This window comes from Arenimonas malthae CC-JY-1, from assembly GCF_000747075.1.
Taxonomy (GTDB): Bacteria; Pseudomonadota; Gammaproteobacteria; order Xanthomonadales; family Xanthomonadaceae; genus Arenimonas; species Arenimonas malthae.
Map to the genome: position 1 here is coordinate 1 of NZ_AVCH01000024.1, position 10139 is coordinate 10139.

Annotated in this window: 8 protein-coding genes; 1 reads left to right on the forward strand and 7 read right to left on the reverse strand. The window is 73.0% G+C overall.

Annotation, left to right across the window (positions count from 1 at the left end):
* Positions 1 to 60: 60 nt before the first annotated feature.
* The 4 genes from N790_RS02405 to N790_RS02420 all read right to left on the reverse strand — a co-directional run bounded on the left by N790_RS02405 (position 61) and on the right by N790_RS02420 (position 6249).
* Entirely contained in the window at positions 61 to 840 is a 780-nt protein-coding gene (locus N790_RS02405; protein WP_043800255.1) for a dienelactone hydrolase family protein, read from the reverse strand.
* A 76-nt stretch (positions 841 to 916) separates the two neighbouring features.
* A complete protein-coding gene (murD, locus tag N790_RS02410; protein ID WP_043800256.1) occupies positions 917 to 2296 on the reverse strand; it encodes a UDP-N-acetylmuramoyl-L-alanine--D-glutamate ligase in 1380 nt (459 codons plus the stop codon).
* Positions 2277 to 3632: a UDP-N-acetyl-alpha-D-muramoyl-L-alanyl-L-glutamate epimerase gene (gene murL, locus N790_RS02415; RefSeq protein WP_043800258.1), complete on the reverse strand. Its 1356-nt coding sequence runs from the start codon at positions 3630 to 3632 to the stop codon at positions 2277 to 2279. The genes murD and murL overlap by 20 nt, the downstream gene beginning before the upstream one ends.
* On the reverse strand, positions 3625 to 6249 hold the full coding sequence (locus tag N790_RS02420) for a bifunctional aspartate kinase/diaminopimelate decarboxylase (protein ID WP_052385616.1): 2625 nt from the start codon (positions 6247 to 6249) through the stop codon (positions 3625 to 3627). Before N790_RS02420 ends, murL begins: the two co-directional genes overlap by 8 nt.
* Before the next feature lie 131 nt (positions 6250 to 6380).
* On the opposite strand from N790_RS02420, the gene N790_RS02425 reads away from it, so the two are divergent.
* On the forward strand, positions 6381 to 7253 hold the full coding sequence (locus N790_RS02425) for a PhzF family phenazine biosynthesis protein (protein WP_043800260.1): 873 nt from the start codon (positions 6381 to 6383) through the stop codon (positions 7251 to 7253).
* An 83-nt stretch (positions 7254 to 7336) separates the two neighbouring features.
* Here N790_RS02425 and N790_RS02430 read toward each other — a convergent pair whose 3' ends face one another.
* The 3 genes from N790_RS02430 to N790_RS16250 all read right to left on the reverse strand — a co-directional run.
* The gene (locus N790_RS02430; RefSeq protein WP_043800262.1) at positions 7337 to 8992 is read right to left on the reverse strand and encodes an amidohydrolase; all 1656 of its coding nucleotides are present in this window, start codon (positions 8990 to 8992) and stop codon (positions 7337 to 7339) included.
* Between the two features lie 104 nt (positions 8993 to 9096).
* Complete coding sequence (locus tag N790_RS16770; protein WP_052385617.1) at positions 9097 to 9765, reverse strand: glycine zipper 2TM domain-containing protein; 669 nt, start codon at positions 9763 to 9765, stop codon at positions 9097 to 9099.
* A 37-nt stretch (positions 9766 to 9802) separates the two neighbouring features.
* On the reverse strand, positions 9803 to 10139 hold a 337-nt coding region (locus N790_RS16250), incomplete at its 5' end, for an alpha/beta fold hydrolase (protein ID WP_043800263.1).

A 10139-nucleotide genomic window follows, 5' to 3' on the forward strand; every position in this document is an offset into this window, starting at 1 on the left:
CGGTGAAGAACCAAAAAAAGGCCCGCCGAAGCGGGCCCCGAACCGCCACACGCGGAAAGCTCAGTCCTCGAACTTCTCGTCGAAGAACGACTCCATCGCCGCGTAGGCGCGCTTCGCCGCGCGCGGCTCGTACAGGCAGCCCGGGCTGTTGGCGTCGGCTTCGGCGAAGCAGTGCACCGCGCCGGAGTAGTTCACGAACTGCCAGTCGGCATTGGCCGCCGTCATTTCCTGCTGGAAGGTGGCGATCTGCTCGGCCGGAACGTAGGTGTCGTCGGCGCCGTTGAGCACCAGCAGGCTGGCCTTCACCGCGCCCGCTTCGGCCGGGATCGTGGTGGACAGGTTGCCGTGGAAGCTGACCACGCCCGCCACGTCCGCGCCCGTGCGCGCCAGCTCCAGCACCACCGCGCCGCCGAAGCAGAAGCCGATGCCGCCCAGCTGCGCCGCGTCCACCGGCGCCTTGCCGGCCGCATCGCGCAGCACGCCCAGCGCCGTGTTGATGCGGCCGCGCAGCGCCGCGCGGTCCGCATACACCGCGCCGGCCGCCTTGCCCGCCTCGTCGGCGTTGGCCGGGCGCACGCCGCGGCCGTACATGTCCACCAGCAGGATGACGTAGTCGTCGCCGGCGATCGTCTTGGCCTTCTCGAGGGCCGAATCGGTCACGCCCATCCAGTTCGGCACCATCACCAGGCCCGGGCGCTTGTCGCCTTCGGCATCGTCGTAGACCAGGTAACCGTCGAAGGTCGTGCCGCCGTGGGTCCAGCTCACCGGCTCGGCGACCGGCTTGGCCGCGGCGGTGAGGCTCAGGGACGCGAGGGCAAGGGCAAGCAGGCTGCGGCGCATGGGGCGGTCCTCCGGTGGAAAGACCGTGATTCTATGCCCGCCCCCGCCGCCCGGCGTAAGCGCCGCGTGAGCGGGCTCAGGCCACGCCCAGGCCCGGGATGGTGCTGATCAGCTCCGGGTCGAAACCCGCCGCCTGGGCGAAGTGGCGGCCGCGTTCGACGTAATCGCGGTAGCGGGGGAAACTCGGCGCGCCCGGCGAAAGCAGCAGCACGCCGTCGTGGCCCAGCACCTGCAGGCCCAGCTTCACCGCTTCGTCCATGTCGCCGGCCTCGGCCAGCACGAAGCGGTCGCCCAGCGCCAGCGGCTTGAGCTTTTCGTACACGCGCGGGCCGTTCTGGCCCATGGTGATCACCGCGGCCACCGGCTCGGCGGCGATGCGTTCGGCGAACACGCCCCAGTCCAGGCCGCGGTCGTAGCCGCCCACCAGGATGGCCACGCGGCGGCCGCGGTAGCAGTCGAGCGCGGCGATGGAGGCGTGCGGCGTGGTCGAGATCGAATCGTTCACCGATTCGATGCCGTGGCGCAGGCCCAGCGACTGCAGCCGGTGCGGCAGCGGCCGGAAGCTGGCCGCGGCCGGCGCCAGCGCCACCGCGTCCAGGCCCAGGGCCTCGAGCGTGGCCAGCGCGGCGCACAGGTTCAGGCGGTTGTGGCGGCCCGGCAGCGGCACGTGGCGGGCGTCGAACACCGGCTGCTCGCCGCGGTACACCAGGCTTTCGCGCAGGTGCCAGCCGTCGGCGTGGTTGAACCACAGCACGCGGGTGGTGGGCGGCACGTCCAGCTCCACCAGGCGCGGGTCGGCGGCGTTGAGCACGGCGATGCGCGGCGCGGCTTTCGTCACCAGCGCCAGTTTGTCGGCGTAGTAGCGCGCTTCGCTGCCGTGCCAGTCCAGGTGTTCGGGGAAGAGGTTGAGCACCACCGCCACGTCCACGTCGCGGGCTTCGCCGGTCTGGTAGCTGGAGAGTTCGATGGCCCAGAACTCCGGCGGCGGCTGCACGTCCAGCAGCTCCAGCAGCGGCAGGCCGATGTTGCCCGCCAGCGCGGTGCGCTTGCCGGCGGCGCGCAGCAGGTGCGCCACCAGCGCGGTGGTGGTGGACTTGCCCTTGGTGCCGGTGATGCAGACCCGGCGGCCGGCCGGCGGTTCGGCGAACCACAGGCCGCTGGCGCCGGTGAAACGCACGCCCTCGAGCGCGGCGTCGGCCGCCGGCGAGGTGTAGGGGCTGATGCCCGGCGATTTCACCACCACCTCGTGTTCGGCCAGCAGGGCGGCGTTGACGCTGGTCTCGATGCGCAGGGCCGGGTCCTGCAGTTCGCGCAGGGGCTCGGCTTCGTCGTGGGAACAGAACACGGTCACCGGCTGGCTGGGCAGGCGCCAGCGCAGCGCGGCCAGGGCCGACCGGCCTTCGCGGCCGTAGCCCCAGATCGCGACCTTCTTGCCTTCAAGCTCCGAAATGCGCACGCAGCCGCTCCCACAGCCCCTCGGGGATGCCGTGATCATCCGAGGGTTCGAGCAGCGGCGCCAGCCCCCGCTCCGCGGCCTCGAGCTGCGGCCGGATCTCGCGGGCGTAGCGCCGCACCAGCGCGTCCTCGCGCCAGGCCGGGCTGTCGGCCAGCACGTCCATGGCGGCGCGCGATTCGCGGCCCTCGCCCACGCATTCGAAGGGCTTGTGGTCGCGGTATTCCATCAGCGCGTCGAAACCCGGCGCCTGCTCGGGTTCGTCGAGCAGGTTGCGGCCGAAGATGGCCACCAGCCGCGGCTTGGGCATGAACGGCGCCAGCGCCAGGAACACGAAGTGGCACTTGGGGCAGACGCCGCACCAGCGCTGCGCCGGTCGTTCGCCCAACAGGTGGAAGTTGCGGTTGCAGCTGGAGAAGAACTGGTCGTAGTGGTCGATGCGCGCGAACTGCCGGGCCACCGCCAGCTCGGAAAACGGCCGGAGCAGCGAGTAGTAGCGCAGGTCGGCGGCCACGTTCCGGCGCACGTGGCGCGCGAACGCCCGCTCGAAGTCCCAGCCCTTGGACCACTGGTGGTTCACTTCGCCGGTGCCGGGAATGAGGCTGCCGTAGCTGGCCGAACGTTCGTTCGAGAACACCACCTGGTCGTGGCCGTGCAGCAGCGCGGCCAGCACCAGGATGGCCGAGTTCACCGCGGTGACCGGGATGTGGCCGTTGAGCGCGCCGCGGCGGTTGAGCTCGAACAGCAGCGGCGACAGCGCGCGCGTGACGTTCAGGGTGGGCAGGCCGGTGCGCGCGGCGCAGGCGGCGATGAGCGGCGAACCGCCCACCCAGGCCACGGTCTGGGCCACGCCGGCGGCGCGCAGCGCTTCGATGGACACCAGCGAATCCTTGCCGCCGCCGATGGCCACCACGGCGTGTTCGTGCAGGCCCAGCACCGGCGCCGCGGCTTCCGTGGCCGCGCGCACCGGGAACTGCACCCTGCCGCGCAGCGACAGGCCATTGCGGTAGGCGAATTCGCCCAGGCCGTTTTCGTAGATGGTCTCGAGCAACCCGGCGGTTTCGGCATCGATGTCGTAGGCCTCGATGCGGATGTCCGGCGGCACCGCGGCCTTGTAGTAGCTGACGCCGGCGATCAGGTGCAGCAGGCGCAGGGCCCGCTCCACCGCCGCGGCGCGGGCGCCGTCGAAGGCGAAGGGCGCGCCGGGGAAGCGGATGACCTCCACCATTTCCGGGCCGTCGTCGAAGGCGTAGCCCAGGCGCGCCTCGCCGGTGGCGGGATCGAGGCCGCAGTTGAGGAAGCGGAAGGCGCGCACGGCGCCCGGGTCGAACTCAGTCATCGAGCACATCCTCCTGCGGCAGTTCGCGCAGGTTGTAGCGGTTGGCCATCACCGCGCCGTAGGCGCCGGCGTGGCCGACCAGGATCACGTCGCCCTCCGCGGTGGCGTCGGGCAGGCGGCGCTGGCGGCCCAGCACGTCGCTGGATTCGCAGACCGGGCCCACCACTTCGCAGGGTTCGCCCGGCGGGTCGCCGGCGCGCGTGAGGTTGGTGATTTCGTGCCAGGCGCCGTACAGCGCCGGGCGCATCAGCGCGTTCATGCCGCCGTCGGCGCCGACGCGGCGCTGGCCCTGCTTGCGCACCACCTGGGTGACGTGCAGCAGCAGCGCGCCGGCTTCGGCCACCAGGTAGCGGCCCGGCTCCACCCACAGCGCGTACTGCGGGTAGGCGGCCTTCACTTCGGCCAGCGCCGCGGCATAGGCCTCCAGGTCGAAGGGCTCGGCCTCGGGGTCGTAGGCCACGCCCAGGCCGCCGCCGACGTCGATGAAACCCACGGTGCCGATGCCTTCGGCCACCGCGGCCAGGCTGGCGTACACCGTGTGCCAGTGCTGGGCGTCGTGGATGCCGCTGCCGATGTGCGCGTGCAGGCCGGCGATGCGGGCGCCGGCGGCGCGCGCCGCGGCGGTGAATTCGCCCACCGACTCCAGCGCCAGGCCGAACTTGGCGTCCTTGCCGCCGGTGCGCACTTTCTCGTGGTGGCCCTGGCCGAAACCCGGGTCCACGCGCAGCACGATCTCGCGGCCGGCGAACAGCTCCGGCCACTGCTGCAGCGGCGCCAGGCTGTCGAGCGTGACGTGCACGCCGCGCGCCAGCGCCGCTTCGAATTCCCGGCGCGGCGCGAAGCTGGGCGTGAACAGCACGCGGTCGGGCGCCAGCGCGGGCAGCACGCCGAACAGGTGTTCGATTTCGCCCAGCGACACGCATTCGAAGCCGAAGCCTTCGGCCTCGAGCGTTCGCAGCACGGCCGGGTGCGGATTGGCCTTGAGCGCGAAGAAGCGGCGGTCGATGGCCGGCACTTCGGCCAGGTCGCGGGCGCGTTCGCGCACGGTGGGCAGGTGGTAGAGGTAGCGCGGGGTGCCGGCGGCGGCGGCCTGCAGCACGCGCTCGCGCTGCCGCAGCCACCAGGGCGCGGGGCGTTCGGCGGCCGGGTGGTCGATGTGGCGCCAGCTGGGGCCGAACACCGCCGCCTCGGTCACCGGCATCGCACCCGACTGCGCCAACAGCGCGTGCAGGCGGGGCAGCATGCCTTCGGCCAGGCCCTCGTCCACCACGAAGGTGAGGTTGAGGTCGTTCGAGGACTGCGAGATCAGGTGCACGCGCTCGCGGCCGAATTCGGCCCAGACGTCGCTGAGCTTGTGCAGCAGCGAACGCATGCCGCGGCCGACCAGCGTGATCGCCGCGCAGGGCGCGATGACCTTCACCTTGCACACCTGGGCCAGGTCGGCGCAGAGCGCGTCGAGCACGTTGGTGCTCACCAGGTTGTCGCTGGGGTCGAGCGAGACGGTGACGTTGGCCTCGGACGAGCCGATCAGGTCCACCGACAGGCCGTGCGCCTTGAAGCGTTCGAAGACGTCGGACAGGAAGCCCACCTGCTGCCACATGCCGATGGTTTCCATGGACACCAGCACGATGCCGCGGCGCGAGCTGATGGCCTTGACGCCGGGAATGGTGGTGGCCGAGGAATCGATGACCGTGCCGGGCATGTCGGGGCGGGTGGTGTCGCGGATCCACAGCGGCACCCGCGCCTCGCGGCAAGGGTGGATGCAGCGCGGGTGCAGCACCTTGGCGCCGGTGGTGGCGATTTCCTGGGCCTCTGCGTAGTCGAGCCGCGTGAGCAGGCGCGCGTCCGGCACCTGGCGCGGGTTGGCGCTGAACATGCCGGGCACGTCGGTCCAGATCTCGACGCGGCGGGCGCCGAGCAGCGCGCCGAAATACGCCGCGCTGGTGTCGGAACCGCCGCGGCCGAGGATGGCGGTGCCGCCGCCTTCGGCGCGGGCGATGAAACCCTGGGCGATGCGCAGCGCCGGCCCGGCCGCGGCGAAGCGGGCGCGTTGCGCGGCGTCGCCTTCGTAGTCGCAGGAGGCCGACAGGTGCCGGCTCCAGGCGTTCTGGTTGGGCAAGCCGCGGGCCTGCAGCCAGTCGCGCGAATCGGTCCAGCCCACGTCCAGGCCCTGCGAGCGCAGGTAGGCCACGCCGAGCGTGGACGAGAGCAGTTCGCCCTGGGCCAGCACCTCGGCCTGCCAGGCCAGTTCGCCGGCCGCGCGGCGCGGGTCGTCGGCCAGGGCGCGCAGCGCGGCCAGGCGTTCGCCGAGCACGGCGTCGGGGTCGAGGCCGAGTTCGTCGGCGCAGAAGGCGCGGTGGCGCTGCGCCAGGGCGTCCAGGCGCGCGCGGGTGGCGGCCGCGTCGGCGTGGCCGTCGCAGACCGCCTGCAGTTCGTTGGTGACGCCCGACACGGCCGACACCACCACCAGCACTTTCGCGCCCTCCTCGGACGCGCGCCGTTTCATCAGCGCGCCGATCGTGTCCCAACGGGTGCGTCGGGACACGCTGGTGCCTCCGAACTTGAGGACGATCCAGTCCGGTGCGACGGCACCGGCGGCGGGTGCGGCTGGGGTCATGGTCAGGGTTCTGTCTGGGGGGCGCCGGCGCGGCGGGCGCGCAAGCCCGCTGAGTGTAAACGAAGGCCGCCGACGCCGAGTTCAGGAGCGGGCTGGTAACCTTTCGCCTCCCTAGGGCAGGAAGCCCCCGAATGTCACGCGCCTTCGTACAACTCGACGTCTTCGCCGCCCGCCCGGGCGACGGCAACCCGCTGGCCGTGGTGCTCGACGCTGCCGGCCTCGACGACGCCACCATGCAGGCCATCGCCCGCTGGACGCGCCTGCCGGAAACCACCTTCGTGCTGCCGCCGACCACGCCGGAGGCCAGCTACCGACTGCGCATCTTCAGCCCGCGCCGCGAAGTGCCCTTCGCCGGGCACCCGAGTATCGGCAGCGCGCACGCCGTGCTGGAAGCCGGCCTGGCCTCGCCGCGCGACGGCCGGCTGGTGCAGGAATGCGCGGTGGGCCTGCTGCCCATCCAGGTGCAGGGCGAAGGCCGCGCGCGCCGGCTGAGCGTGCGCGCGCCGCGGGCCCGGGTGCTGGAAACCGGCCATGCGACCGACCCGCGCCTGGCACCGGCGCTGGCCGGCATTTCCCTGGGCGCCCTGCCCCCCGTGCTGATGGACGGCGGCCGCCGCTGGTGGATCGCCGAGCTGCGCGACGAAGCCACGCTGCGCGCGCTGTCGCCGCCTTGGGACGCCATCTCGGTGCTGGCGAAGCAATCGGAAGCGATGGGCCTGTGCGTGTTCGCGCGCTGCACCGGCCGCGACTACGACCTGGCCGTGCGCGCCTTCGTCGGCCAGCCGGCACAGGTGGAGGACGCCGCCTCCGGCGCCGCCAATGCCACGCTGGCCGCCTGGCTCAGCCATTCCGGCGCCCTGCCGAACCCCGACGGCCGCTATGTCGTCAGCCAGGGCCGCGAAGTCGGCCACGATGCCCGCCTGGAACTGCAGGTCGACGCCGACGGCGAAGTCTGGTCCGGCGGCCAGGTCCAGACCGTCGTGACCGGGTCGCTCGACTGGTGACGGGGAACCGTAGGAGCGGCTTCAGCCGCGACGCTCTTCGCGAAAAGCGTCGCGGCTGAAGCCGCTCCTACAGGAAGAGCGGGTCAGTCGGCGAGGTAGGTGGGCCGGCCATCGACCCACGTCGACAGCACCTTGAGCTCGGGCAGCTCCGCCGGCGCGACCACGAACGGGTCGGCGTCAAGCACGACGAAGTCGGCGGCCAGGCCGGGGGCCAGGCGGCCGACGAGGTCCTCGTCGGAAGCGGCGAAGGCGGCGCCGGCGGTGAAGCCGTGCAGGGCCTGTTCCGGCGTGAGGCGCTGGTCGGGTAGCCAGCCGCCGGGCGGCTGGCCGTCGCGGTCCTGCCGGGTCACCGCCGAATGCAGGCCCAGGCGCGGGTCCACCGATTCCACCGGGTAGTCCGAACCCAGGGCCAGCGGCACGCCCAGCGCGCGCAGGCGCTGCCAGGCGTAGGCGCCATGCAGGCGCTCCTTGCCGACGCGGGCTTCGGCCCAGGGCATGTCGGAGGTGGCGTGCGTGGGCTGCATCGAGGCCACCACCTTCAGCGCGGCGAAACGCGCCAGGTCGTCGCGGTGCACCACCTGCGCGTGTTCGACGCGCCAGCGGTGGTCGCCGCCGGCGGCGTCGCCCAGCACCTTCTCGTAGGTGTCGAGCACGATGCGGTTGCCGCGGTCGCCGATGGCGTGGCTGGCCGGCTGGAGGCCGCAGGCGCGGGCCTTCGCCACCGCCGCCGCGTAGGCCGCCGGTTCGGTGACCAGCAGGCCGCGGTGGCCCGGCTCGTCGCTGTAGTCCTCCAGCAGCGCAGCGCCGCGGCTGCCCAGCGCGCCGTCCACGTAGAACTTCACGCCGCGCATGGCCAGGCGGCCGTCCGGGTGTTCGTAGGGACCCATGGCGCACAGCGCGTCGAGCGCGGCGGCGGCGCCGTCGGCGTAGGCGCGGATGCGCAGCGGCAGCCGGCCCTCGTCGGCGAAGCGGCGCATCAGGCCCAGGTCGGCCAGCGACACGCCCATGTCGTGCACGCCGGTCAGGCCGTGTTTCGCGGCGGCTTCCAGCGAACGCTCCAGCGCTTCGGCGCGCAGCGCGTCGTCGGGCGCGGGCACCACGGCGTCCACCAGCGCCGCGGCGGTGTCGATGAACACGCCGGTGGCGCGGCCCTGCGCGTCTCGCAGGATGCGGCCGCCCTCCGGCTGCCAGTCGCCCGAGAGATCACGGGTCACGGCGCGCAGCGCGGCGGAGTTCGCCCAGCCGGCATGGCCGTCCACGCGCTCGAGCCAGACCGGGCGCTCCGGGAAGGCGGCGTCGAGGTCGGCGGCGGTGGGGAAGGCCTTGCCCGGCCAGTCGTTCTGGTCCCAGCCGCGGCCCAGCAGCCAGGCGCCCGGCGGCAGCGTGGCTTCGAAAGCCTTGAGCCGCGCGATCACCTCCTCCTTGCTGGCCGCGTCCACCAGGTCGGCGCGCAGCAGGGCGAAGCCCAGGCCCATCACGTGCGCGTGGGCGTCGATCAGGCCGGGAATGACCACCGCGCCGGGCTGCGCGTGTTCGCGCGCGTCCGGGAAGCGCCGGCGCAATTCTTCCGCGCTGCCCAGCGCGAGCAGGTTGCCCTCCTCGTCCCAGGCCATGGCCTCGGCCACGGGGCGTGCGGCGTCACCGGTGTGGATGCGCGCGGCGGTCAGCAGGTGCGTGGCGGCGGACGCCGGCATCACGACGGCCAGCGAGAGGGCAAGGGCAAGGCAGGTTCGGCGCATGGTGGGCTCCCCGGGAAGGCCCCTACCCTACCCGCTGCCCCAGGCGGGAAAAAGTGAAGGAGCCCGCAGGCCCCTTCCTTCGCACGCAGGCCGGCGCCGGGCGCTCAGCCTTCGGGCGTCACGTCCACGCGCACCCGCAGCTGGTCGCCCGGGTGGTAGTCGGTGGTGGTGTGGAAAACGCGGCCGGCGTACTCGTAGGCCACGCGGTAGCCGATGACGCGGCCCTCGTGTTCGACGTCGGTGACCACGCGGCAGCGCTCCACCTCGGCCGGGCGCGAATAGCGGGCCTGGCGGTAATAGCGGTCGTCGCGCCGGGCGCCATTGCGCTCGATGTCGTTGCCGATGGCGCCACCGACCACCGCACCCACCACCGTCGCGGCGCGGCGGCCGTCGCCGTTGCCCACGGTGTTGCCCAGCGCGCCGCCGACGATGGCGCCCAGCACCGCGCCGCCGCCGCTGGTGCGGCGCGGGGCGTAATAAGCGTCGCGCTCGTAGCGCTCTTCGTAGGCGTAACGCGGCGTCGGTTCGCGCCAGCATTCCTGGCGCCGCACTTCGCGCGCGGGCTCGACGATCGGGTCCACGCTGAGCACGCGCGCCATGTCGGTGGCGGCGCCACCCTCGCGGCCGTAGGTTTCGTACGGCGCGTAGGCCGGTTCCTCGTAGCCGGCGTCGTAGCCGCGGTCGTAATCGTCGTAATAGCCGTCCTGGGCGAAGGCCGCGGTCGCGGCGAAGGCCAGGCCGAGGGCAAGGCAGGGAACGACAACACGCTTCATGGCAGGCTCCGGACGCCGGGATGGCGTGGGGCGATGCTCAGGCCGGGGCGCCCAACGGGTGCTGAATTCCGGCGACGCCGACAACGGCGTTCAGCCATCGGAGTACCTCCGCCGCCAGCGCAGGGGCCTGGCGGCCCAGCAGCGGGCCGACGTGGCTGCCGGGCACGCGCCGGAACGTGGCCTCCCAGTCCGCCGCCAGCGCGGCGGAAGTCGCCGGCGGCACGTCGTCGTCGCCGTCCGAGGCGATCACCAGCACGGGCACGCGTGGTTTGGCCAGCGCCACGCCGGCGCGCGCTTCGGCCAGCGCGCGGCCGGACTCGTCGCGCCAGCGGCGGAAGGCCTGCAGCGCAGCCAGGTCGTCGGCATCGGGCATG

Coding starts and splice junctions, on each gene's coding strand:
- N790_RS02405 (WP_043800255.1), bottom strand. CDS start 840: ATGCGCCGCAGCCTGCTTGCCCTTGCCCTCGCGTCCCTGAGCCTCACC.
- murL (WP_043800258.1), bottom strand. CDS start 3,632: ATGACTGAGTTCGACCCGGGCGCCGTGCGCGCCTTCCGCTTCCTCAAC.
- N790_RS02420 (WP_052385616.1), bottom strand. CDS start 6,249: ATGACCCCAGCCGCACCCGCCGCCGGTGCCGTCGCACCGGACTGGATC.
- N790_RS02425 (WP_043800260.1), top strand. CDS start 6,381: ATGTCACGCGCCTTCGTACAACTCGACGTCTTCGCCGCCCGCCCGGGC.
- N790_RS02430 (WP_043800262.1), bottom strand. CDS start 8,992: ATGCGCCGAACCTGCCTTGCCCTTGCCCTCTCGCTGGCCGTCGTGATG.
- N790_RS16770 (WP_052385617.1), bottom strand. CDS start 9,765: ATGAAGCGTGTTGTCGTTCCCTGCCTTGCCCTCGGCCTGGCCTTCGCC.